The sequence below is a fragment of the Pseudomonas linyingensis genome, from assembly GCF_900109175.1.
GTDB classification, from domain to species: Bacteria; Pseudomonadota; Gammaproteobacteria; order Pseudomonadales; family Pseudomonadaceae; genus Geopseudomonas; species Geopseudomonas linyingensis.
In genome coordinates, this window is sequence record NZ_FNZE01000013.1 from 22,730 (window position 1) to 46,853 (window position 24,124).

The 24,124-nt window shown below is 63.5% G+C and carries 23 protein-coding genes; 14 read left to right on the forward strand and 9 right to left on the reverse strand.

What is annotated here, in order from left to right:
- Positions 1-12 precede the first annotated feature (12 nt).
- Genes BMZ19_RS15650 through BMZ19_RS15660 form a run of 3 tightly spaced genes read left to right on the forward strand, consistent with a single transcriptional unit; the run spans position 13 to position 3,169 of the window.
- The gene (locus BMZ19_RS15650) at positions 13-1,386 is read left to right on the forward strand and encodes an FAD-dependent oxidoreductase (RefSeq protein ID WP_090312500.1); all 1,374 of its coding nucleotides are present in this window, start codon (positions 13-15) and stop codon (positions 1,384-1,386) included.
- A 14-nt stretch (positions 1,387-1,400) separates the two neighbouring features.
- Entirely contained in the window at positions 1,401-2,192 is a 792-nt protein-coding gene (locus BMZ19_RS15655) for an electron transfer flavoprotein subunit beta/FixA family protein (protein WP_090312502.1), read from the forward strand.
- Positions 2,189-3,169 (forward strand): electron transfer flavoprotein subunit alpha/FixB family protein, encoded by a 981-nt coding sequence (locus tag BMZ19_RS15660; protein WP_090312505.1) that lies wholly within the window; start codon positions 2,189-2,191, stop codon positions 3,167-3,169. Before BMZ19_RS15655 ends, BMZ19_RS15660 begins: the two co-directional genes overlap by 4 nt.
- 120 nt (positions 3,170-3,289) lie before the next feature.
- Here the strand turns inward: BMZ19_RS15660 and BMZ19_RS22240 are convergent, their stop codons facing one another.
- The 8 genes from BMZ19_RS22240 to BMZ19_RS15695 all read right to left on the reverse strand — a co-directional run bounded on the left by BMZ19_RS22240 (position 3,290) and on the right by BMZ19_RS15695 (position 9,629).
- Positions 3,290-3,871, reverse strand: a complete 582-nt coding sequence (locus BMZ19_RS22240) for a PIN domain-containing protein (protein ID WP_139214697.1) — start codon at positions 3,869-3,871, stop codon at positions 3,290-3,292.
- Positions 3,861-5,009, reverse strand: a complete 1,149-nt coding sequence (locus BMZ19_RS15665) for a helix-turn-helix domain-containing protein (RefSeq protein WP_212633246.1) — start codon at positions 5,007-5,009, stop codon at positions 3,861-3,863. Before BMZ19_RS15665 ends, BMZ19_RS22240 begins: the two co-directional genes overlap by 11 nt.
- A gap of 249 nt (positions 5,010-5,258) precedes the next feature.
- Positions 5,259-5,474 carry a hypothetical protein gene (locus BMZ19_RS15670; RefSeq protein ID WP_090312507.1) on the reverse strand — a complete coding sequence of 72 codons (216 nt, stop codon included), beginning with the start codon at positions 5,472-5,474 and terminating at the stop codon, positions 5,259-5,261.
- 144 nt (positions 5,475-5,618) lie between these two features.
- Positions 5,619-6,440: a hypothetical protein gene (locus BMZ19_RS15675; protein WP_139214698.1), complete on the reverse strand. Its 822-nt coding sequence runs from the start codon at positions 6,438-6,440 to the stop codon at positions 5,619-5,621.
- A 344-nt stretch (positions 6,441-6,784) separates the two neighbouring features.
- Positions 6,785-7,309 (reverse strand): HipA N-terminal domain-containing protein, encoded by a 525-nt coding sequence (locus BMZ19_RS15680; RefSeq protein WP_090312509.1) that lies wholly within the window; start codon positions 7,307-7,309, stop codon positions 6,785-6,787.
- A complete protein-coding gene (locus BMZ19_RS15685) occupies positions 7,306-7,623 on the reverse strand; it encodes a helix-turn-helix domain-containing protein (protein WP_090312511.1) in 318 nt (105 codons plus the stop codon). Before BMZ19_RS15685 ends, BMZ19_RS15680 begins: the two co-directional genes overlap by 4 nt.
- 170 nt (positions 7,624-7,793) lie before the next feature.
- A complete protein-coding gene (locus tag BMZ19_RS15690; RefSeq protein ID WP_090312513.1) occupies positions 7,794-8,444 on the reverse strand; it encodes a hypothetical protein in 651 nt (216 codons plus the stop codon).
- A gap of 222 nt (positions 8,445-8,666) precedes the next feature.
- The gene (locus BMZ19_RS15695) at positions 8,667-9,629 is read right to left on the reverse strand and encodes a LysR family transcriptional regulator (RefSeq protein WP_244517258.1); all 963 of its coding nucleotides are present in this window, start codon (positions 9,627-9,629) and stop codon (positions 8,667-8,669) included.
- An 87-nt stretch (positions 9,630-9,716) separates the two neighbouring features.
- On the opposite strand from BMZ19_RS15695, the gene BMZ19_RS15700 reads away from it, so the two are divergent.
- The 6 genes from BMZ19_RS15700 to BMZ19_RS15725 all read left to right on the forward strand — a co-directional run bounded on the left by BMZ19_RS15700 (position 9,717) and on the right by BMZ19_RS15725 (position 15,367).
- Positions 9,717-11,162, forward strand: a complete 1,446-nt coding sequence (locus tag BMZ19_RS15700) for an FAD-dependent oxidoreductase (protein ID WP_090312514.1) — start codon at positions 9,717-9,719, stop codon at positions 11,160-11,162.
- A gap of 1 nt (position 11,163) precedes the next feature.
- Complete coding sequence (locus BMZ19_RS15705) at positions 11,164-11,895, forward strand: SDR family NAD(P)-dependent oxidoreductase (RefSeq protein ID WP_244517259.1); 732 nt, start codon at positions 11,164-11,166, stop codon at positions 11,893-11,895.
- A 25-nt stretch (positions 11,896-11,920) separates the two neighbouring features.
- Positions 11,921-12,496 (forward strand): cysteine hydrolase family protein, encoded by a 576-nt coding sequence (locus BMZ19_RS15710; protein WP_090312516.1) that lies wholly within the window; start codon positions 11,921-11,923, stop codon positions 12,494-12,496.
- Positions 12,497-12,632: 136 nt separating this feature from the next.
- Positions 12,633-13,139 carry a DUF1993 domain-containing protein gene (locus tag BMZ19_RS15715; RefSeq protein ID WP_090312518.1) on the forward strand — a complete coding sequence of 169 codons (507 nt, stop codon included), beginning with the start codon at positions 12,633-12,635 and terminating at the stop codon, positions 13,137-13,139.
- Between the two features lie 173 nt (positions 13,140-13,312).
- On the forward strand, positions 13,313-14,932 hold the full coding sequence (locus tag BMZ19_RS15720; RefSeq protein ID WP_090312519.1) for an NAD(P)/FAD-dependent oxidoreductase: 1,620 nt from the start codon (positions 13,313-13,315) through the stop codon (positions 14,930-14,932).
- Between the two features lie 129 nt (positions 14,933-15,061).
- Entirely contained in the window at positions 15,062-15,367 is a 306-nt protein-coding gene (locus BMZ19_RS15725; RefSeq protein ID WP_090312521.1) for a YkgJ family cysteine cluster protein, read from the forward strand.
- A gap of 161 nt (positions 15,368-15,528) precedes the next feature.
- Here the strand turns inward: BMZ19_RS15725 and BMZ19_RS15730 are convergent, their stop codons facing one another.
- Entirely contained in the window at positions 15,529-17,379 is a 1,851-nt protein-coding gene (locus tag BMZ19_RS15730) for a sigma-54-dependent Fis family transcriptional regulator (RefSeq protein WP_090312522.1), read from the reverse strand.
- Between the two features lie 367 nt (positions 17,380-17,746).
- Here BMZ19_RS15730 and BMZ19_RS15735 point away from each other — a divergent pair, with 367 nt between their 5' ends.
- From BMZ19_RS15735 to BMZ19_RS15755, 5 genes are all read left to right on the forward strand, one after another.
- A complete protein-coding gene (locus tag BMZ19_RS15735) occupies positions 17,747-18,646 on the forward strand; it encodes a VOC family protein (RefSeq protein WP_090312523.1) in 900 nt (299 codons plus the stop codon).
- A gap of 22 nt (positions 18,647-18,668) precedes the next feature.
- Complete coding sequence (locus BMZ19_RS15740) at positions 18,669-19,547, forward strand: alpha/beta fold hydrolase (protein ID WP_090312525.1); 879 nt, start codon at positions 18,669-18,671, stop codon at positions 19,545-19,547.
- Between the two features lie 94 nt (positions 19,548-19,641).
- Positions 19,642-20,862 (forward strand): acyl-CoA dehydrogenase family protein, encoded by a 1,221-nt coding sequence (locus tag BMZ19_RS15745; protein ID WP_090312526.1) that lies wholly within the window; start codon positions 19,642-19,644, stop codon positions 20,860-20,862.
- Between the two features lie 111 nt (positions 20,863-20,973).
- Complete coding sequence (locus tag BMZ19_RS15750) at positions 20,974-22,665, forward strand: DUF1302 domain-containing protein (RefSeq protein WP_090312528.1); 1,692 nt, start codon at positions 20,974-20,976, stop codon at positions 22,663-22,665.
- Positions 22,666-22,675: 10 nt separating this feature from the next.
- Positions 22,676-24,049, forward strand: coding sequence for a DUF1329 domain-containing protein (locus tag BMZ19_RS15755; RefSeq protein WP_090312530.1), 1,374 nt, complete (start codon positions 22,676-22,678; stop codon positions 24,047-24,049).
- The last annotated feature ends 75 nt before the right edge of the window (positions 24,050-24,124 follow it).

Below are 24,124 nucleotides of genomic sequence, written 5' to 3' on the forward strand. Positions count from 1 at the left end.
GGAGTGACGAACATGAGCGAGATCCTGAATACCCAACTGCTGGTGATCGGCGGCGGCCTGGCCGGTTTCGCCGCCGCGCTGAGCGCCGCCGAGGCCGGCATCGACGTGTTGCTGCTGGAGAAGACCGCCGCCACCGGCGGTTCCTCGGCGATGAGCGGCGGCTGCCTGGCCTTCGCCGGCACCGACCTGCAGGTCGAGCGCAGCATCGAAGATTCGTCCGAGCTGCTGTATCGCGACCTGGTGGAGGTCGGCAAGGGCGAGTGCGACGAGGCGCTGGTGCGCGCCTACGCCGACAACCAGCTGGCCACCTACGAGTGGCTCAAGGCCCACGGCGTGGCCTTCCAGCCGGTTATCGAGGCCGCCTCCGGGCAGTCGGTGCCGCGCGTGCACAACGTCGATCCGGCCGACATGGTGCGCCAGCTGGAGCTGGCCGCGCTGAACACCGGCAAGGTCGAGGTGCTGCGCAACACCCGCGCCCGCCGCCTGCTGCGCAGCGCCGGCGGGCGGGTGATCGGCGCCAGCGCCGAGCGTGACGGCCAGCCCTTGGAGATTCGCGCCGCGCGCGGGGTGATCCTCGCCTGCGGCGGCTTCGTTCACGACCGCGAGCTGATCCACCGCTTCGCCCCGCTGTACGACAACGCCGTGTTCATCGGCGGCGAGGGCAATGAAGGCGACGGCCTGCGCATGGCCTGGGCGCTGGGCGCCGACCTGCGCGACATGGTCCACATCAAGGGCACCTTCGGCAAACACCCGATGGACGAGAACAACCACCACGCCTGCCTGGCCGTGTACAAGGGCGCCATCGCGGTCAACCAGGAGGGCCGCCGCTACGTCGACGAGTCGCTGTCCTACAAGCTGCTCGGCGACGCCTGCATGCAGCAGTCCTACGGCGTGACCTACCAGATCCTCGACCGCGACATCATGGAAAGCGGCGACGACCGCGTGCGCATCCTCGACTTCGAGCGCCGCCTGGAGGAAGGCCTGTTCGTCGAGGCCGACAGCTTGGAGCAGCTGGCCAAGCTGCTGGAGCTGCCGGTCGAAGACTTCCTCGCCGAGGTGGCCGCCTACAACGCCGCGCTCAGTGCGGGCGAGACGCCAGAGTTCGGCCGCCGCCACCTGGTCCACCAGCACGGCGCGCTGCGCAGCATCGCCCGCCCGCCGTTCTACGCCTACCCGTCCACCGCCGCGGTGTTCGGCACCTACTGCGGGGTCAAGGTGGATGCGCAGATGCGCGTGCACGACGTGTTCGGCGCGCCCATCGACGGCCTGCTGGCCGCCGGCGAGATGGTCGGCGGGCTGCACGGCGCCGCCTACATGACCGGCTCGGCGCTGGGCAAGGCGGCGATCTTCGGCCGCCTGGCCGCCGCCACCGCCTGCCAGAGCTGAGGGGAGAAGAGCCGATGAACATCCTGGTACTGCTGGCCGGCGTGGCCGACGTTCGCTACCCGCTGCACGAAATCCGCATCGACGCCGCCGGGCTGATCGAGGAGGGCGGCCAGTCGCGCCGCCAGCTCGGCCCGTTCGACGAGGGCGCCCTGGAGCTGGCGCTCAAGCTGCGCGACGCCCGCGAGGACTGCCGCATCGAGGTGCTGGTGCTCGGTGGCAGCAACAACGACAACCTGCTGCGCAGCGTCGCCGCCTTCAAGCCCGACCGCCTGCGCCTGCTCGACCTGCAGCCGTGCCGGCCCTGGGACGCCCGGCTGAGCGCGGCGCAGATCGCCGGGCTGATCGGCGCGGAAGGCACTCCCGACCTGTTGCTGATCGGCCGCGAGTTCGGCGACCTCGACGAGGGCAGCCTGCCGGTGCTGCTCGCCGCGCGCCTCGGCCTGCCGCTGTTCGCCCTGGCCCAGTACGCCGAATGGCAGGGCGAACAGGTGCGCCTGCTGCGCGAGCGCGGCATCCGCCAGCAGTGGCACAGCGTCGCCGGCCCGCTGCTGGCCACGGTGACCAACGACCGGCGCAACAAGCTGCGCCACCCGCTGATGAAGAACGTGATGCTGGCCAAGAAGATGACCTTCGACAGCGTGACTGCCAGCGCGGCGGCGGACAGCGACGTGCGCCTCGCCGACCTGGCCCCGGCCCGCGAAGTGCAGCGCGGCGGCCAGTGCCGGCTGCTGGACGGCGACGTGCCGAGCCAGGCCCGCGCGCTGGCCGGCTACCTGCGTGGCGAAGAAGAGGAGAACGCGGCATGAGCGCACCACTTAAGACACGCGAAATTCTGGCCCTGATCCCCCTGGCCTGGGGTGACGACGCCCTCGACATGACCCTCGGCGCCGCCCAGCGGGTGGCCGCCGACGCCGGCCTCGGCTTCGCCGCGCTGCTGCTCGGCAACGCCGGCGCCGAGGAGGGCGCCCGCCGCGCGGCCGCCGCCGGCGCCGCGCGCATCTGCCTGGCCGCGCATGGCGGGCTGGCGCTCGATGCCGAACCCGCCGCCCTGGCACTGGCCGGCGCCGACGCCGTGCGCCGCCAGCCCGAAGCCAACCAGCGCCTGCTGCTGGTGCCGCCGGGCGCCGACGGCGAGGAACTGGCCGCGCATCTGGCAGCGGTGCTGGACGCCCAGCCCCTCGGCCGCTGCAGCGCGTTGAGCTGGACCGAGGCAGGTCTCGAGGCCGAGCGCGCCACCTGGGGCGGCCGCCTGCGCCTGGGCATGACCCAGGCTGACGGTAGCGCCGTCGCCTGCCTGCGCTTGGGCAAGGCCGAGCTGAGCAGCACTGCCGAGCCGCCGTGCGAGCGCCTGGAGCTGGACACCGTCCTGCCCGCGCCGCTGGCGGTGGAGGAGAGCACCAGCGGCCAGCGCCTGCCCCCGGTGGAGAGTGCGCGCATCGTGGTTTCCGGCGGTCGCGGGGTCAACGAACAGGGCTTCGCCCTGCTCGAGGAACTGGCCGAACGCCTGGACGGCAGCCTCGGCGGCAGCCTGCCGGCGGTCGACGCCGGCATGGTCCCGGTGATGCGCCAGGTCGGCGTGTCCGGCAAGTTCGTCAGCCCGGACATCTACCTCGCCGTCGGCATCTCCGGCACCCCACAGCACCTCGCCGGCATCAGTCCGGACACCCGCATCGTCGCCATCAACAAGGACCCGGCGGCGGACATCTTCAAGGTCGCCAGTGTCGGTGTGGTGGGGGACTGGGAGCAGGTGTTGCCGGAGTTGTTGAGGGTGGTGGAGAGATAGGGAGGTGCTACCTGATATACCGGGGCTTGTGGGGTAGGTTAAGGCCGTAACCCACAAGCTGTCAGAAATAGCTATGATTTCGTAGATGTGGCGGCAATTTTTCTAGCAAGTCCCAAGATTTCAGGGGGTTTGATCTTTCAGTCTGTACTGCAAGGCTGTCTCGTATGCGATGTTGAAGAATTCGGTTAGGGGCCTTCGCTCAAATGACTCATGCTCGCTTACTATTTCCGAGTGATCCGAGTCGCCCAGAAGTCTACGATAGTGAAGCCATCCGTAGAGTTTTGGTGTGGTCTGCACTTGTAGTTGCAGTTTTTCCTCGGAAAAGCGCCGTGCGAGCTTTTCATCAGTCATTACTGCTATTGTCGAGATCCGATAAGACATAGCTATGCAAGACAGCTCACCGCTACTCAGTCTTGAAGGTGCTAGCCGCGCCACCGCTATGAGGTCGTCAAGATCACAATGCTGAATGGATATTGAGTTGCTTTGAAGTGCGCTTTGCAGGCGTCCCTTTAGCGTCTCAGATTGGGTGGTATTTGTTTTTCTTGGCTTGTGCATGCACTCGTATTTAACCATCGGCGTTATACAGAAGGTGGTGCCGCATGAGAATGCTGCAAGACTCAGTTTTCTTGCTGAAAGAATATTCCAGACGGCGCAGGTATCCACGACTACCATCCTGGAGAATTGACGAGGATCAAAGGCCATGCTGTATAGTCCATCCAAACAGTTTTCCAAACTCTGCGAGATCGTCAGGCTCAATTCGAAGTAGCTCGCACAACCGATGAGTGCTAATTATTCCCTTGTCATGGGCTTGCCGGCAAAGCTCTACATAATAACCTGAAAGACCTCTCTTAAGAAGCCCTAGGCGACGCTCTCGCTGGTTTTCTGTTAAGCCCTCAGGGGCCTCGGGATCAATTTTCTCTGCTTGATGAATTCTGACTAATCGGAGTCTGCTTGCGGTTTTCTCGTCAATAATTCCTGCATCCTTCAACGCCTTGGCAAGTGCTGGAGTGCTTACCCTAAACCGCTGTGCCCATGCGGCAGCAGACTCTTCATTCAGCTTTGGTAGGGAATTTAGCATTGTTAATGGCATTAGGTAGTGAGAGGCAAAGCTGTTGGCTCTTATTTCGATAAAGTCCTTAGGGGAGAACTTTGAGCTTCGAGCTTCATATGTCACCATAATTCCATCGGAGGAATCAAATATGGAGTGGGCGACTTCATGTGCGGTAGAAAAGCGCTGCCTGTATATGTCTTCATTATAATTTATAAGTACGCAGTGCCCGGCAATTGGATCTTCTATATAAAGGCCGGATATTTCGTTGTTTTCCAGTTCCCTTCGAAAAATGTGCACTCCAATTGCCCTGAAATCTGCATATATGTCTCGGTTAACTTCATTGGGGCGATACCCGATAATGTTCCTAAGCTGCTCCGCTGCTTGTCTTCCGTGGGTTTTGTAGTTTGTTCCGCTCCAGCTAAGCTGCGGTCTGGTTTTTTTTCTTCCTAAGATCTCCTCCAGATTCGCCTCGGCTTGGCATAAATATAAGAACTCCTGTACTGCTCTTCTGTCTTTAGGGCTAAAAGAGTCTCCGTGTCGTCTATATAAGATCTCTGTTTTTTCGGAAGGGGCGGGAAGTCTTTCATCTATAAGTTGAAGGAAGTCGCAGTCATAGAGAGCGGCTAATATAAGAATTTCATCGCCGGACGGTTTTGTGTTTCCGTCCTCAATTTCTATCAGTCTATTTGCGGGTATGCCAGAGGCTCTGCTTGCCTCATCAAAGTCATAAGCTAGTGCTTCTCGGCTCTTCCTCAGTCGAGCGGACAAAACATTAAGGTTGATTGCCATTTTCCTGATCCGTCATTAAGGGTCCATGGGTCGGCGCCATTAGGCTTCCTTTTTCTGCGCTTTCAAACTCGAATCATGAGCGCAGTTGGTGGGGGCTAAAGCTTCTACTTCGTGCTCAGTTTGTTGTCATGCGCAAGGATATGCAAAGTATTATAAGGGTAGTTGAAGGGTGCTTCAATTGCTCATGCTCAAGCCGCGGCGTTTTTAATGTGGTAAATCCAAGCACTTTCCTTATAGCTAAAAGAGTCGCTACGGACCATTTACCCCCGCCCCGTCTCCCTGTATGCACCCCCGGCGCTGGGCGTCCAGGCTGCGCCAGCAGAACTCGATGAAGGCGCGGGTGCGCGGGGCGACGAAGCGGGACTTGAGGGTGACGGTAAAGAAGGTGCGGCCGTAGGTCTGCCGGCCGGGGAACAGTTCCACCAGTTTGCCCCAGTTCAGCTGGTTGACGAACACGCCCAGCACGCAGATGACACCCTAGTCGGCCAGCGCGGCGTCGATCAGGGCGTCGGTGCCAGAAAAGTAAATCTGTCCCCTTTTTTCTAAGTGTCGAACGAGTCCAGTGAAGCACGCTGCCAACAGCGCTCATAGCCAAAAAAATAAAAGGCCCTAAAGCTGATGGCCTGTCTTGAGAAACTCATCTAAATGCATGATCTTGGTTGGTACACCTAGATACGTGTAAGCCACTCGCACCTTATGACAAAAACGATCGTCTCCGGTGACGAAGAAATTGGCTTTTGTAGCGTAAATTGCGTGAGTAACATCATGCATGCGAGAGCGAGCCATCTTAACTTTTTCCGGCTTAAATCTCAGCTCCTCAAGATAGTTCATCAAAATTTCGAAAACATGTTCCAGTACTTGGTGCGAAATGGAAATGCTCTCCCAAGAGAAATCAGGCAACCCAGCCTGCCTTGCATTTTCTTGGAGCACAGCATCCGAGTTAAATTTTTTCTTTATTTCGGAGTCGTATTCTGCACTTGAAAGGAACGTCACAGGCAGGTTTGAGGCGATGCGTGAACGCGCGCCATCAACATCACTTGCTTTGAGATCTTTAAGCAGCTTGCGCTCGCGGCTGTCGAGAAATCTATTCCGATCAAAATATTCCAAAACGCGCATCAAGCACTGGCCTGGGTGCTCTTGTATGATTCGGGTGGGATTATTCCCTTGGCCAGGAAATATTTCATAGTTATTCGAGATGTCGGAAATGCTTTGCAGTCTTTCCCCGCAGCGATGCGCGACATCCTTAATCTCTTCCTCCTCAAATTTACGCCACATTATGGACGACCCCAAGTCCTCCAGATGGGCAGGGCTATAAGGGAACATGTATTTCTCTTTCAGTGCATCTACGACCTCACGTAGGCCGGCCACATCATTATTAAAATGGCTCGCAAAAACGTTATAATCTAAATAAATTATTTTCTTTTCAATCAAAATCAAATCCCTCTGATGGAAGCAAAAAATCTAGTCACACAAAAGCGGTACTCAAATCATCGCCACACCGCCACCAACCTGTACCCCTGACTTCCTTAGCCTATCAAATCTCACCTCGGATCTAGAGGAACACGTCGCTGATGGAGTTTCCCAGAAAGCTTAGATATATTAACTCCATGTAATAATTTGGTCGTGCCATTATAATGCTATTTTGCAAGTGGCAAGGCAGGCTGGACTCAAAAGCTTACAACCGATGCTTACGGTTTCCCCTAACGATCCATTGCGGCCCGTCACAGCACGCTGGAGCACATCAGCCCGGAGGCCTTCGAGCCTCGGGTGAGTGTTTAACCGCGTGTCCACGATTGCGGGTCATACTGCACCAGTGCCTTGGGTCTGGCGCCCTGCGGCGATCCGCCGGTGAGCACCAGCTCCATCAGCACGGCGGACTCCTCGCCGGCGAGCACCTGCTGCGCTTCCTGCGCCAGCGCCAGCAGCTGCAGGTCGGCTTCCGGCAGCGGCGTGTCGGCGGCGGGCACGAAGCTCAGCGCGCCCAGCGCACGGTCGCCGATGAAGGCCAGGCGGTCGAGCGGGCCGGGGCTGATGCCCTGCCTGCGGAACAGCCGATCCATCAGCAGCAGGCCCCAGCCATCGGGGAGGGCGTCCGCCACCAGGCCCGGCAGGCGGTGCTGGTAGGCAGGAAAGCCGCCGTAGGCCTGCGCGCGCAGCTTGAGGTGGCGTGGCGACAGCTCAAGCTTCTGGGCCAGTGCCTCGGGGGAGTACTCGAACAGCAGGCTGGCGCCGTCGTCGGCCAGGGTGCCCAGCCGCCAGTGCTCGCCCCAGCCGCAGTAGTACACGTCGAGCTTTTTCATGGGCGCTTTCTCCGCGGCGCCCGTACCCGCTGGGTTTGCCGAGCCTGTTCGGCCTGCTCCATCTGGGCGATGGACTGGCTGGGCAGCACGAACAGCGCCTGCAGCTCATCGGTCAGCCCGAGGGCCTGCACCACGCGCACCACGGTTTCCAGCGAGGAGGTGCCGTTGCCCTCCAGCTTCTTGATGGTGCCGGGAGCGACACCGGCCATGCCGGCCAGTTCTTGCTGGGTAAGCTCCTGCGCCAGTCGCTGAAGGCGCAGACGCTGGCCCAGCTCCTGGAGGATTTCGCTGCGGTCTGCGAATGAGAAGTCCACTATATTGATCCTTAGTGGGAAAATGTCCTGTTAGAGGATATCATAGTGGCTCTTATATGGTGGTGCGGGTGTGCAATCGCGTGAGGCCAGTTTCCCAGTCCGTAGGGTGGGCTTTAGCCCACCAACGCAGGTCAGCGTGGGCTAAACCCACCCTCCAAGGCGAGTTAGAGTCAGGTAGTAGAGAGCACCTGCCCATTGGTCGACAAGGATGGCGGTGCAAACTCACCGCTCTTTGCATATGCCTCGTTCACAAACGCTTTGAGGTAGGCCATGACATCAGGCTTCAAGCGCTCGTAGTGCGCTCCAAGATTCTCCATGTGCTTGTCTTGAATCCATCCGGGATAAGTCATTGCAAGTTTTCCGTTGGCTTTAGAGTCGTTGTGTTTGATGCTGTTGTTGATTAGGCGCAATTCGTCGACGGCTCTGAATCCGAAGAGATTGGTACAGTCGATTTCGTTTGAGTTACCACGAATAAGGCAGGCTTTCTTGTCTTCCCCAAGCGAAGGAAAAGTTACTCTCAGTACGGCACCCAAGTGCGTTTCGACTAATCGATAAAGGCCAACAATTGCCAGAGACTCTCCCAGTTTTTTAACTTCGTCGAGCTGCCAATATTCGTCGCTGAGAACACCTTCATAATCCGCTCGGTCTTGCTCGCACTCGAACTGCTCGTCGCTTAGGCCATCGTAGGTTTTCTGCAGATCCTTGCGGCTCGCTGCTACTGAGCTGCCGAAATGGAACCGGAATTCGTCTAAAACCTCGGAGCTGAGGTTCAGGTGAATGTTCCGTAGCATCGCACCAAACTGGGCGCTTTTCTTTGCCATGAAGTCTCATCCTTGTTCGTGTTGACGGGCCATGAAGCCATGAGTTTTTTATGGCCAAGTGATATTGGGGCGCGAGATTGGGTATACAACTCTTCCGGTTCAAGCTCGGCAGAGCGCTGCAATCTACTCAAAGCGCGTCCAGTGTTGAGCCTCCGCTCTTGGCCGATACCTGCCGTGACCTTGATGGGGACTGGTATGTGGCTCGGCTCTTGACCAAAGCCCTCACCCCCGCCCCCGTCTCCCCACATGCAACCCCACACTCGCCCCCGGCGCCGGCCGGCGCTGGGCATCCAAACTCGCCAGCAGGAACTCGATAAAGGCGCGGGTGCGCGGGGCGACGAAGCGGGATTTGGGGGTGACGGTGAAAAAGGTGCGGCCGTAGGTCTGCCAGCCGGGGAACAGTTCCACCAGCTTGCCCTGGGAGAGCAGCCGGTTGACGAACACGTCCAGCACGTAGATGACGCCGAGGTCGGCCAGCGCGGCGTCGATCAGGGCGTCGGTGCTGTTGAAGTGCAGCTTGCCCATCGGCTGCAGGTCGTGGGCTTCCTCGCCGAGGGTGAACGACCAGCGCGCCGGGGTGTAGCTGCTCTTGGGGAACAGGCCCAGGCACTGGGTGGGGTCGAGCTGGGCAGGGTGGTCGGGGGTGCCGAGCTTCTCCAGCAATGACGGTGTGGCGCAGGCGACGTAGTGGGCCTGGTACAGCGGGCGGGCGACCAGGTCGGCGTCGTTGACCGAGTCGATGCGGATGGCCATGTCGGTGCCGCTCTCGATCAGCCCCTCGGGGTGGTCGGTCAGGCGCAGAGCGATGCGCAGGTCCGGGTGGCGGGCGCCGAATTCGGCGAGCAGCGGCGCCATCACGTCCTTGCCGAAGGCGGCCGGCGACTCGATGCACAGCTGGCCCTGGACGCTGGCGGTCTGCTCCATGACCTCGGATTCGGCCTGCTCGACCTGGCGCAGCAGCTCGACGCAGTGCTTGAAGTAGCGCTCGCCGGCGTCGGTCAGGCGCAGGGTGCGGGTGTTGCGGCTGAGCAGGGTGACGCCCAGGTGGGTCTCCAGGTTGCGCACGCTGGCGGTCACCGTGGCGTTGGCGATGTCCAGCGATTCGGCGGCGCGGTTGAAGCTGGCGCACTCCACCACGCGGGTGAACACCTGCATGGCCCAGAGTTTGTCGATCCGGCTCTTCATTATTTTCAAATGCCCCATTAGCTCGGCCGGCCTCGTTCTGCGGTCGGCGCCTTCCTATCGTAACAACCACCAGAGGGAGGCTCAAAAATGACCGATCTGAATTTCGATTTGATTGTGGTGGGTTGCGGTGCCGCGGGGTTGTCCACGGCGGTGTCGGCGGCGGAGAGCGGCCTGCGCGTAGCGGTGCTGGAGCGGGCGAAGAAGGAGGAGCGCGGCGGGCAGACCCGCTTCACCGAGGCCTACTTCCGCATGAAGAACCACGAGGAGGTGACCGATGACTTCGACGCCTTCCTGGCGGAGAACTCCGGCTACTACCAGGACCCGGACTTCGTCGCCGAGAGTCTCAGCGAGCGCAGCGCCTGGTCGGTGCAGACCCGCGCGCTGGCGTCCATCGACGCCAACGTGATCGGCACCTTCGCCGCGGAAGTGCCGGGCACCGTGCAGTGGCTGAAGGACAACGGCGTGAAGTTCGACTTCCTGCCCACCCAGTTCCTCACCAGCACCCAGCCGCGCCTGCTGCCGGTGGGCGGCGGTGAGGCCATCGTCGAGGCGCTGGCGGCGCGCGCCGAGGCGCTCGGCGCCGAGTTCTTCTACGAGACCACCGCGCGCGGCCTGCTCACCGCCGGCTGCAACGAGGTGGTCGGCCTGCGCGCGTACTCGCCGGCCCGCGGCGAGATCCGCTTCGGCGGCGCGGTGATGCTGGCCTGTGGCGGTTTCGAGGGCAACCTGGAGATGCTCAGCCGCTACGTCGGCCCGCGCGCCTCCTTCATGCGCCCGGTGTGCAAGGGCGGCTACTACAACCGTGGCGAGGGCATCCAGATGGCCCTGGAGGCCGGCGCCGCCGCTGCCGGCGAGTACGGCAGCTACCACGCCGAGCCGGTCGACCCGCGCTCGGGCATCTCCGAACCGTCGATCTTCATCTTTCCCTACGGCGTGCTGCTCAACAAGGAAGGCCTGCGCTTCACCGACGAGGCGCCGGGCACCGTGGATGCCTGGTACGAGCGGGTCACGCGGAAGATCTTCGCCCAGACCGACGGCATCGCCTGGGTGATCCTCGACCAGAAGGTCAAGGACATCCCCAACTATCGCCTCGGCATCCGTACCGACCAGCCGGCCATCGAGGGCGCGAGCCTGGCCGAGCTGGCGAGCAAGCTCGACCTGCCGGTGGCGGCGGTGGAGCGCAGCGTGGCCGAGTACAACGCCGTCTGCCGTCCCGGCGAGTACCGCCCGTTGCAGCTCGACGGCCTGGCCACCGAGGGGCTCAATCCGCCGAAGAGCAACTGGGCGCTGCCGCTGGATAAGGGGCCGTACCTGGCCTACCCGATCATCTCCGCCAACGTGTTCACCTTCGGCGGCCTGAAGACCGACGAGCACGCGCGGGTGATCAACGTCGACGGCGAGCCGATCCGCAACCTGTACGCCGCCGGGGAAACCGCCGGCATGTACTTCGGCAACTACTGCGGCGGCACCTCGGTGCTGCGCGGCCTGGTGTTCGGCCGCATTGCCGGCCACACCGCCGCGGAGAGCCGCTGACATGGCCGTGGCAATGGTGACCGGCGCCGGCGGCGCCATCGGCAGCGCGGCGTGCCGGCTGCTCGCCGCGCAGGGCTACCGGGTGGCGGCGCTCGATCTCGCCGAGCCGGCGACGCTGCCGGCCGGCGCCTGGTTCCGCGCCTGCGACGTGTCCTCGCGCGCCAGCGTGGCGGCGGCGGTGGAGGAGGTGGAGCGCGAGCTGGGCGAGATCACCGCGCTGGTCAACGTGGCCGGCGTGGTCTCCAGGGGCAGTGCGCTGGATCTGGACGAGGCCGAGCTGCAGCGGGTGTTGCGCATCAACGTGCAGGGCACGCTGATCCCCTGCCAGCTGGTCGGCCGGCGCATGGCCGAGCGGGGCAGGGGAGCCATCGTCAACATCGGCTCGGTGGTCGGCAAGAACGGCGGCAACGCCCGCCCGTGGCTGGACCCGGCCGAGCAGGCCAGCGCCGGCAACGTGGCCTACGGCATGTCCAAGGCGGCGGTGCACAGCCTGACCCAGTTCCTCGCCAAGGAACTGGCCAGCCGCGGCGTGCGGGTCAACGCGGTGGCGCCCGGCCCGATCGCCACCGACATGACCACGACCTTCCCCGAGACCCTGCGCGCGCTGATCCCGCTCGGGCGCATGGGCCGCGCCGAGGAGGTCGCCGAGGCGGTGGCCTTCCTGCTCTCCGACAAGGCCGGCTTCATCAGCGGCGAAATTCTCGACATCAACGGCGCCCTGTGGTGCGACTGATTCAACCCAGCAGAGACTTGAAACAATGAAGAGCATCTATCTGGTTCTGGACATGCAGAACGACCTGATCCACGAAGACGGCGCCAGCGGCAAGTCGCCGCTGGGCGAGCAGGTGCGCTCGCGCGAGATCATCGCGCGCACCGCCGCGGCCATCGACAAGGCACGCAGCAAGGGCATCCCGGTGGCCTTCGTGCGCGTGGCCTTCTCCGACGATCATCGCGAGGCCAACCCGAACTCGCAGGTGTTCGGCCCGATCGCGAAAAATGGCATCCTCAAGATGAACGCCTGGGGCGGCCAGGTGCACGCGGCGCTGGCGCCGCAGGCCGGCGAGTGGGACATCGTCAAGCACCGCGTCTCGCCGTTCTACCAGACCAAACTGGAGCTGCTGCTCAAGCGCGAAGGTATCGAGCGCATCTACTGCAGCGGGGTGAGTACCCAGGCGGTGGTGCAGGCTACAGTACGCGACGCGCATGACCGCGATTTCGACGTGGTGCTGCTGGAAGACTGCTGCGCCTCGCCGTCGGCCCAGGAGCATGCCAACTCGGTGGCCAGCATTGGTCGCTTCTGCACCACGGCCAATTCCGAAACCGCCTTCGGCTGAGGGAAGCAACCCGTGCGCTGGCGCTCATGCAGGGTGGGCGCCATCGGCTATCTTGAAGTCGTCAACGCCGAGCCGCACGGCGTTCTTGCAACCCCGGATCGGGCGTCTGCCCGATCCCCCTGCCAGGAATCAGCACATGTCCCTCTCCATGTACCAAGCCTCCATCCCGACGCTCCTCCGTGGCCTGGATAGTCTGGCGGCCATCCTCGCCAAGGCTGCCGCCCATGCCGCCGCGCGGAAAATCGCCCCGGAAGTGCTCCTCAACGCTCGGCTCGCTCCCGACATGCTTCCGCTGGTGCGTCAGGTGCAGATCGTCTCCGACACGGCCAAGGGCTGTGCCGCGCGTCTGGCTGGTATCGAGGTGCCGAGTTATGCCGATACCGAAGCCAGCTTTGACGAGTTGCAGGAACGCCTCGCCAAGACCGCGACCTTCCTGAAGGGGGTGGCGCCGGAGCAGATCGACGGCAGCGAGGAGCGCGCCATCGTGCTCAAGGCCCACGACCAGGAAATCCATTTCACCGGGCGAACCTATCTGCTGGGCTTCGTCCTGCCCAACTTCTATTTCCACCTGACCACCGCTTACGGCATCTTGCGCCACAACGGCGTCGAGATAGGCAAGAAGGACTATCTGGGCGAGGTTTGACGCTCGGCAGGGCCGCGTTGGTGAATGGATGCACCCCTGCGGACCGGGAAATCGGCTTCATGCGATTGCCCTGGCCGGCCGGCGCAAAGCCTGCCGAAGGGGCGCCATCGCGCGTATAATCGCCGCCTTTCAAAAGCTGCCGGGTTGCCTCCGGCCCTGACGTGGACGGCCCCATGCTGCGCATCACCGAACTCAAACTGCCCCTCGACCACAGCGACGCCGACCTGCGCGCCGCGATCCTGCAGCGCCTGGGCATCGCCGATGCCGAACTGCTCGACTTCAGCCTGTTCAAGCGCAGCTACGACGCGCGCAAGAAGTCCAGCGAGCTGCTGTTCATCTACACCCTGGACGTCAGCGTGCGCGACGAAGCGACGCTGCTGGCCAAGTTCGCCGACGACCGGCAGATCGGCCCCAGCCCGGACATGCGCTATCAGTTCGTCGGCCACGCGCCCGAGCAGCTGGAAGAGCGTCCGCTGGTGGTCGGCTTCGGTCCGTGCGGCATCTTCGCCGGCCTGCTGCTGGCGCAGATGGGCTTTCGCCCGATCATCCTCGAGCGCGGCAAGGAAGTGCGCCAGCGCACCAAGGACACCTGGGGCCTGTGGCGCAAGGGCGTGCTCAATCCCGAGTCCAACGTGCAGTTCGGCGAGGGCGGCGCGGGGACCTTCTCCGACGGCAAGCTGTACAGCCAGATCAAGGACCCGCAGTTCTTCGGCCGCAAGGTGCTCGAGGAGTTCGTCAAGGCCGGCGCGCCGGAGGAGATCCTCTACGTCAACAAGCCGCACATCGGCACCTTCCGCCTCACCGGCATGGTCGAGAACATGCGCGCCGAGATCATCGCCCTCGGCGGCGAAGTGCGCTTCGAGCAGAAGGTCAGCGACCTGCTGATCGAGGACGGCCAGCTACGCGGCGTGCAGCTGGAGAGCGGCGAGCGGATCGCCAGCCGCCATGTGGTGCTGGCCCTCGGCCACAGCGCCCGCGACACCATGCGCATGCTCCACGGCCACGGCGTGTTCATGGAAGCCAAGCCGTTCTCGGTGGGCTTCCGCATCGAGCACCCGCAGTCGGTGATCGACAAGGCGCGCCTGGGCAAGTACGCCGGCCACCCGAAGCTCGGCGCCGCCGACTACAAGCTGGTCTACCACGCCAAGAACGGTCGCTCGGTATACAGCTTCTGCATGTGCCCGGGTGGTACCGTGGTGGCCGCCACCTCGGAGCCGAACCGGGTGGTGACCAACGGCATGAGCCAGTACTCGCGCAACGAGCGCAACGCCAACTCCGGCCTGGTGGTCGGCATCAGCCCCGAGCAGGACTTCCCGGACGGCCCGCTGGCCGGCATCGAACTGCAGGAGCGCCTGGAATCGCTCGCCTACGAACTCGGCGGTCGCAACTACGAGGCCCCGGCGCAGCTGGTCGGCGACTTCATCGCCGGCAAGCCGTCCACCGCGCTGGGCAGCGTCGAGCCGTCGTACAAGCCGGGGGTCAAGCTGCAGGATCTGGCCGCGGCCCTGCCGCCGTTCGCCATCGAGGCGATCCGCGAGGCACTGCCGGTGTTCGACAAGCAGATCCGCGGCTACGCGATGCACGACGCGGTGCTCACCGGCCTGGAGACACGCACCTCCTCGCCGCTGCGCATCACCCGCGGCGCCGACCTGCAGAGCCTCAACGTCAAGGGCCTGTTCCCCGCCGGCGAAGGCGCCGGCTATGCCGGCGGCATCCTCTCCGCCGGGGTCGACGGCATCCGCATCGCCGAAGCCGTCGCCCGCGACCTGCTAGGCTTGCCCAACCCGGCATGATCGCGGCCTGCGCCCGGCTTCGCTCCCGATTAATGCGAGAGAGGAGCCGGGCCTGCCCGCATCGGGTCAACCACGGCAATCGAGTGTTTGGATGATGTGTAGATTTCGCCGGAGGGAAACTCCCGATTGATGAAGATCGAAGCGGTCAATCTGGCTGAGCCAGAAGTAACCTGTGCCAACTGCCAGGCCTGCTGTTGTCGCCTGGAAGTCATGCTGATCACCGATACCGGCGTGCCTGAGCAGTTCATCGACATCGACGCCTGGGGCGGCCAGGTGATGGCGCGCCTGGACGATGGCTGGTGCGCGGCGCTCGATCGCGAAACCTTGCTGTGCACGATCTACGAAAACCGCCCGTTCATTTGCCGCGAATTCGAAATGGGCGAGTACGAATGCATCGACGAGCGCGGCGCGGGTCTTCCCGGCGTCTCCTCATGAGGGGCTAGGAGTCCTGCCGGGGCAATCGCATGAAACCCATAGCGTGGCGTAGGGGCGAATTCATTCGCCTTTGCGAGGCATTTTGGCGAATGAATTCGCCCCTACAGCGGCTTGCCAGGGCCTGACTTGCCGCCCGGTGACCCTGGCAAGGCTGGGGCGCTTCACTCTTCGCTCTGCGCCATCTTCTTCAGCCGGTAGTCGAGTTGGGCGCGGGTCATGCCGAGCAGGGCGGCGGCCTTGGACACGTTGCCCTCGCACTGCTCCATGGCGACCTCGATATATACCTCCTCGATATCCGGCAGCTTGACCGGCCCGCGCTGCAGGGCGCGTTTGGCCAGGTTGAGCAGTTGCTCGTGGCTGGCGTTCTCCTGCTGGGCGAGGCCGACCCCGGACGGCTCGCTTTCCGGCAGGCGGATGCCGATGGCCGGGCCGGCTTCCCAACTGACCGTGCCGACGCGCTCGCGCTGCCCGCCCTGGCCTAAGCCGGAGAGGTGGCGCATGTCGATGGCCTCGCCGTCATCGGCGAGGATGACCGCACGTTCGATGACGTTCTCGAATTCGCGGATGTTGCCCGGCCAGTTATGGTCGAGGATCGCCTGCAGGGCCCGCGGGGTGATGCCGGTCAGCCGGCGGCCGTGCAGCGCGGTCAGCTTGGTGAGGCAGACGTCCAGTAGCAGCGGCAGGTCGTCCTTGCGCTCGCGCAGGGGGGCGATGGTCACCGGGAAGACGTTGAGCCGGTAGAACAGGTCGCTGCGAAAGCGACCTTCCTTGACCGCCACGGCCAGGTCCTCGTTGGTGGCGGCGATCACCCGCACGTCGACCTTGATCGTCTTGTTGCTGCCCAGGCGCTCCAGATCGCCGCTCTGCAGCACCCGGAGCAGCTTGCTCTGCGCGGTCATGCTGAGGGTGCCGATCTCGTCGAGGAAGATGGTGCCGCCATCGGCGAACTCGAAGCGTCCCGCGCGCGGCTCGGTGGCGCCGGAGTAGGCGCCGCGCTGCACGCCGAACAGCTCGGACTCGATCAGTGCCTCGGGGATGGCCGCGCAGTTGATCTCCACGAAGGGGCCGTTTACGCGGCGGCTGTTGGCATGCACCTCGTGGGCGAACATGGTCTTGCCGACGCCGCTTTCGCCGAGCAGCAGGACGGTGGCGTTGGTCGTGGCCACCCGCAGGATCTTGTGCAGTGCGGCGTGGTAGGCCGCCGAACTGCCCACCGGGCGGTCCAGTTCGGCCGGGTTGCTGCGCGGTTGGGTCAGGCCGAAGGGCGCGGCGACCAGGCTGGGCGCCGCGGGCGTCTGCGCGGGCTGCGGCATCGGCTCGCCGCGGCGATGGTCGGCGGCGCGCGGCTGGAAGTACTTGAGGTCTTCCTCTGCGTCGTCCCATTCCTCCACCGGCCGCGCCACGGCCCGGCACACCTCGTCGCCGCTGGCGCGGCACTCGGTCTCGCGTACCAGGATGCGCTTGCCCATCAGGCGGGTCAGGAAGCCCGAGCTGTAGCCCACTTCCATCCAGCAGATCGGATCGCTGCTGGTGCCGTTGCTGGCCACATGCAGATCGCTCTCCACCGAATGTTTCCAGAGGAACTCGCCGTACAGGTAGCCCTTGCTCTGGTCGAACTCGATGCACACCGGGGTGACTTCGACCATGCCGGCCAGGGCGTGTAGCTGCGCGCCGGCGGCGAGGATGTCGAGCTGGGTGCCGCTGGTACGGGTCTTGATGGCCAGGTCTGCATCGCGCACGCCGGTGAGGTAGCCGATGCGGGTGAACACCCCGCGGGTGAACTCGACCCCCATGGATTCGATCAGCTCCTGACGCAGGGCGCCGAAGGCCTCCGCGTGCAGCAGGAGCATGCGTTTCTCGCCGAGCCAGATCAGCCCTTCCTGAAGATTGAAGAACAGGTGTTCGGTGAGGTCCTGCATGTCGGGGAAACGCAGGTCGGTGATGATGCCACGGGAGTCGCTGCGCCTTCCTTTGCGTGCGCCTGCGCCGTCTTCGCTCGTGGTCGTACTCATGGATGTGCCTGTTTTGCTTGTAGTTATCCGCAATGTGATGCCGAGGTTGATCGCCAGCATCGCCTGTTCGGGATGCTCCGGACAAGCACCGTCGGTGATTTCATGTTTTTCGTTCCGAATTTTTGGTGCCTGCGGAAAATTCGCAAGGGTTGTCCGCTGCAAGGAGCTGCGCAACGCGCTCCGCAAGTCTCCGCAACAAATCCTAAGCTATTGAAAATAAAAGATATTTTAATCTCTTCTGGCGCCTTTTCAGGTGCTGGCACGGGCGTTGCTCTACCTAGGGAAAGCGCCGGCAGTTCTCACGGCGCAACTGACCGGGGCGCTGAGCGAGGCCTTCGGAACAATAAAAACAACAGAGGGACGTGAAGTGGCAGAGATCAACTCACTGGGTTATGTCGGCCTGGGTGTCAGCGATCTGGATCAGTGGCAGTGGTTCGCCAGCGAGATCCTCGGCCTGCAGGTTGGCCAGCGCGATGCGCAGGGCCTGAGCCTGCGCATGGACGAGCACCAGCAGCGCATCTTCCTGGAAGAAAACAGCATCGACGACCTGCTGGTGGCCGGCTGGCAGTTCAAGACCGAGCGGGCGCTCGAGGAGTACGTCGCCGAGCTGCGCGACAAGGGTGTCGAGGTCAGTGTCGTACCCGCCGAGTTGCTGCAGCGCCGCAAGGTGGAAAAGGCCTACGCCTGCCAGGATCCCAACGGTTTCAGCCATGAATTCTTCTTTGGTCCGCATGTGGCCGAGTTGCGGAACCCGTTCCGCTCCAAGGTGCTCAAGGGTGGCTTCGTCTGCGGCGAGCTGGGTATCGGTCACATCCTGCCGTTCGCCAAGGCCGGCAAGGGTGAGCAGACCCTGAGCTTCTACAGGGACGTGCTCAAGCTGCGGGTCAGCGACTACATCCGCGAGGAAATCATGCCCGGCATGCTGGTGGACGCCACCTTCTTCCACACCGCCAGCGGCCGCCACCATTCGATCGCCACGGCCGAGAACCCGATGGCCACCAAGACCCTCAACCACTTCATGTTGCAGGTGGAAGACCTCGACGACGTCGGCCTGGCCTACGACCGCACCGTGAAGGCCGGCATTCCGGTGGCTCTGGAGCTGGGCCATCACCCGAACGACCGCATGTTCTCCTTCTACGCCCGCACACCGTCCGGTTTCAACTTCGAGATCGGTTGGGGCGGGGTGGTGATCGACGAGAACGACTGGGAAGTGCGCAGCTACTCCCAGATGAGCGACTGGGGCCACAAGCGCAACCAGATCGTCTGATCGACACAGTGGAGAAATGAACATGAGCATCTGGCTGGACTTCCTGGGCGCAGAGATTCGCTACATCGATCTGCCCACCTATGGCCGCACCCGCATCGCCGAAGCCGGCAAGGGCAAGGCCGAGACGTTGATCCTGATGCACGGCATCGGCGGCCATATCGAGGCCTATGCGAAGAACGTGGTGGCCCTCGGCGAGCACTACCACGTGATTGCCTTCGACTATGTCGGCCACGGCCTGTCGGCGAAGAAGACCGACATCGAGTACTCGATTGCCGACTACGTCGAGCAGCTGCGCGAGCTGATGGATGCGCTGGACATTGAGCAGGCGCACATCTCCGGCGAGTCGCTGGGCGGGGTGGTCACCGGCGACTTCGCGGTGCGCTATCCGCAGCGCATCAAACGAGCGGTGCTCAACACCACCGGCGGCATCCCGGTGGTCAGCGACAAGGGCCGCGCCGATCTCAAGTACCTGGCCGAGTTGTCGGCACGCAGCTTCGGTCAGGCGCCGACCTTCGAGAGCATCCGCGAGCGCATGCAGTGGCTGCTCTACGAGGGCAACTGGCACCTGCTCAGCGACGAGCTGATCCAGTCGCGACTGACCTTCTACTCCTCGGCCGGCTACCAGCAGTGCGCCCCGCTGATCTACGCGCGGCTGAAGAAGGTCAAGGACGGCGGCAAGCCGGACATGATCGAGCTGGAAAAGATGCAGTGCGAAACCCTGCTGCTGTGGACCACCCACAACCCGATCCACGACGTGGCGGCTGCCGAGTCGGCGCTGCCGCGCCTGCCGAAAGGGCAGCTGTACGTGATGAAAACCGAGGCCGGGCACTGGCCGCAATACGAGGATCCGCAGGAGTTCAATCGGGTGATGTTGCAGTTCCTGGCCAGCGGGACGATTTGAACAAGACCGTACGCCGTTTTCTCGCGGCATAACTTCCGCGCCGTGCTGCTTGCCGGTCACGGATATCGAATAAAAATAATTGAGAGATACGCACATGAACCAAGTATTGAAGAAGTCCGCACTCATTGCCGATCAGCAGATTCCCAGCGAGGCCGAACTGCTGCAACGCGCCCGCGAGCTGATTCCCATGCTGCGCGAAAAGGCCGACTCGGTAGAAAAGAACCGCATGGTCTCGAAGGAAACCATTGCCGCCTTCGTCGAGGCCGGGTTCTTCAAGATCCTGCAGCCGGCCCAGTTCGGCGGCTGGGAAATGAACCCCAGCGTGTTCTACAAGGTGCTGATGGAGCTGGGTCGCGGCTGCTGCAGCAGCGCCTGGAACATGATGATCCTCGGTATCCACCAGTGGGAATTCGGCAGCATGCCCGAGCAGGCCTGCGTCGACGTCTGGGGCGAGAACGATGCCACCATCATCGCCTCGTCCTACCCGCCCTTCGGCAAGGTCGAGGAGGTCGAGGGCGGCTACCGCATCAGCGGCACCTGGAAGACCTCCAGCGGCTGCGACCACGGCCAGTGGGCCTTCCTCGGCGGTCTGCGCAAGGATGCCGAGGGCCGGGTGATCGACCGCCTGTCGATGCTGGTGTCGGCCGACGACTACGAGATCATCGACGACTGGCACACCTTCGGCCTGGCCGGCACCGGCAGCAAGAGCCTGCTGGTCAAGGATGCCTTCGTGCCGCACCACCGCGTGCACAGCCTGATCAAGTACGAGTACAGCGAGCGCGGCAACCACTACCTGTACCCGTTCAACCAGGTGTTCTTCGGCGCGGTCTCCTCGCTGATCGTCGGCATGGCCCAGGGCGGCGTCGACGAGTACATCCGCCAGATGAGCGTGCGCACCAACACCACCGACGGCAACAGCGCGGCGCTCAGTCCCTACGTCAAGGATCGCCTCGGCAATGCCGTGGTCCGCGTGCGCACCGCCCGTGCCCGCCTGCTGCAGATGATGGCCGAGAGCACCGAGATCGTGGAGCGCCGCGAACTGGTACCGACCTTCGAGCGCGTGCACTACATGCTCGACATCGCCCGCGTCGGCCGCGAGTGCGAGGAAGCGGTGATGCTGCTGTTCAAGGCCACTTCGGCCCGCGGCATCTATCTGGACAACCCGCTGCAACGCATCCTGCGCGACGTCATCGCCGCCGCCAACCACATCACCCAGAACGCCGACGATACCGCCGGCATGCTCGGTGCCTACCTGCTGGGCCAGCAGTTGCCGCCGATGATCTTCGGCCTCGAGGCGGTATCGATCAACGACTGAGGGATGTCCGGGGGAATTTGTGTAATCCGATGTATGCCACTGCCGGCAGCCTGGCTCCGGCAGTCACCCCATAACAATAAAAGACGGGTTACCGTCATTCGAGGTGTTCAAATGGCCAATAAAAGACAGTTCACTGTCAGTACTGCCTGCGTGGTTGAAAAAGCCTTCAAACTTTCCGCACTGAGCGTCGCAATCCTGCTGCTGCCCAATATGTCGGCCCAGGCCTTCCAGTTCGAGACTGGCAGCGACTGGGAGGCGCGTTGGGACAACACGCTCAAGTACAGCAACGCCTGGCGGGTCAAGGATCAGCACGACAAGCTGGTGGCCGACCCGAACCTGGACGATGGCGATCGCAACTTCGACCAGGGGATCATTTCCAACCGGGTCGACCTGTTGTCCGAACTGGACGTCTCGCGCAACGGCGCCGGCTTCCGCGTCAGCGGCGCGGCCTGGTACGACGACGTCTACAACAAGGACAACGACAACGATTCGCCGGACACCGCCAACGCCTTCAGCGTCGATCACGACGAGTTCACCGACGACACCCGCGACCTGCACGGCCGCGATGCCGAGATCCTCGACGCCTTCGTCTACAGCGACTTCAACCTGGGCGAGGAGATGTGGGGGGTGGCCCGTCTCGGCCAGCACGCCCTGCTGTACGGCGAGAGCCTGTTCTTCGGCAACAACGGCATCGCCGCGGCCCAGCAGCCGATCGACGTGGTCAAGGCGATCTCTGTGCCCAACTCGCAGTTCAAGGAACTCGGCCTGCCGGTCAAGCAGTTCTCCACCCAGCTGCAGCTGACCCCCAACTTCTCGGTGGGCGCCTACTACCAGTTCGAGTGGGAGAGCAACCGTCTGCCAGGTGCCGGCAGCTACTTCAGCCCGGCCGACCTGCTCGACGAGGGCGGCGAGCGCATCATCCTCGCCAGCGTGCCGGGTGTGGGGCCGGTGGCTTCCTTCTACCGCGGCAAGGATATCGAGGCGCGCGACTCGGGGCAGGGCGGCATCCAGCTGCGCTACCGCTCCGACGCGCTGGATACCGACTTCGGCCTGTACGCGGTGCGCTACCACGACAAGAACTTCCAGGTGCAGGTGCGCCCGGGGGCCAACGTCGGCCCGGGCCAGCCGGGGGACAAGCAGGGCGAGTACATGCTGGTGTTCCCGGAGGACATCACCGCCTTCGGCTTCAGCGCCAACCGTGGTATCGGCAACGCCAACGTCGGCTTCGAGGCTTCCGTTCGCCACGATGCGCCGCTGGTCAGCCTGACCGTCGCCGACCTGAGTTCGCTGGCGCCGGTCGCGGTCGGCGACAACGACCACAACCCGCTGTACGCCATCGGCAAGACCGCCCATGCGCAGGTCAACATGATCAACGTGCTGACCACCGGCCCATTCTGGGACTCGGCGGTCATCCTCGCCGAACTGGCGTGGAACCGTACGCTGAGCGTGGACAAGAACCGCAACATGCTCGACCCCAACTCCACCCGCGACGCCACCGCCATGCGCGTGGTGTTCACCCCGACCTACTTCCAGGTGCTCGACGGCCTCGACCTGTCGGTACCGATGGGCTTCGGCTACGGCATCGACGGCCGCTCCTCGGCGGTCGGCGGCTTCAGCCAGGCCAAGGGCGGCAACTACAACATCGGCATCTCCGGCGATTACCTGAAGTCGATCAACTTCAGCCTGGCCTACAACGGCTTCTTCGGCCCCTCGGCGCCGATCAACATCGGCGGCATCAAGACCTACGAACAGACCAACGCCGACCGCGATTTCGTCGCCTTCAGCGTCTCGCACACTTTCTGAGGTGTTGAACATGTACAACAACAAGAAAACCCGTTTCCTGACTTGCGTATCCCTGCTGACCCTGTGCATCGGCGCCGCCCATGCGGCGGTCAGCCCGCAGCAGGCCGAGGCCCTCAAGGGCAAGCTGACCCCGCTGGGCGCCGAGCGCGCCGGCAATGCCGACGGCAGCATCCCGGCCTGGGACGGTGGTTTCACCCAGGTACCGGCCGGTTACCAGCCTGGCCAGCGCAACGTCGATCCGTTCGCGGCCGACCAGCCGCTGTTCACCATCACCGCGGCCAACCTGGAGCAGTACAAGGACAAGCTGGCCGAGGGGGTGATCCAGCTGTTCAAGGAAAATCCGGACACCTTCCGCATCGACGTCTACCCGACCCGCCGCACCGCCGCGGCGCCGCAGTGGATCTACGACAACACCCTGAAGAACGCCACCAACGCGACCCTGGAGAACGATGGGCTGACCGTGAAGGGCGCCTACGGCGGCGTGCCGTTCCCGATTCCCCAGTCGGGTCTGGAGGTGCACTGGAACCACATGACCCTGTGGCGTGGCGAGTCGACCCACACCAAGTACAAGGTGTGGACCACCACCGCCGATGGCAAGCAGGTGCTGGCCACCGCGGCCCAGGACGAAGGACAGTATCCCTACTACTACAAGGAAGGTTCGGCCGAGACCTCGCCCAACCCCAACTACATGCTGGCGATCCAGGCGACCTACGCCCCGGCCTTCCGCGCCGGCGAGGCGCTGATGGTGCACAACGTGCTCGACCACGTGAAGGGCCGCACCCTGTGGCAGTACCTGGCCGGCCAGCGTCGCGTGCGCCGCGCGCCGAGCATCAACTTCGACACGCCGAACGTGGTGGCCTCCGGGGTCAACTTCGTCGACGAGACCTTCGGTGGCGGCGGCTCGCCGGAACGCTACGACTGGAAGCTGCTCGGCAAGCGGGAAATGATCATTCCCTACAACAACAACAAGCTGCTGGCCCATGCCGACCAGGAAGTGATGGGTCAGCGCCATGCCAAGCCGGAAATGATGCGCTGGGAGCTGCACCGGGTCTGGGAGGTCGAGGCGACCCTGAAGCCGGGCAAGCGCCATGCGGTGCCCAAGCGCAAGTACTACTACGACGAGGACAACTGGGGTACCGCGATCCTCGACGGTTGGGACGCCGAAGGCACCCTGTGGCGCACCGCGCTGACCACACCGTTCGCCGCGCCGGATATCCCGGCCACGGTGAACTACTGCACCGGCTTCTTCCACGACCACCGCACCCAGGCCTGGGTCTACAACTGCGCCCTGGGTGATGCCGGCAAGGACCAGTACGCGATGACCGAGCGCCGCCGCGAGAGCTACTTCTCGCCGGAGTCGCTGACCAACCAGAGTGCGCGCTGAGCCCTGAACGGTAGACGGCGACCTTCCCCGATAGCCGAGGAAGGTCGCTGCTCCGGTGGCAGGTGGTAGCAGAGG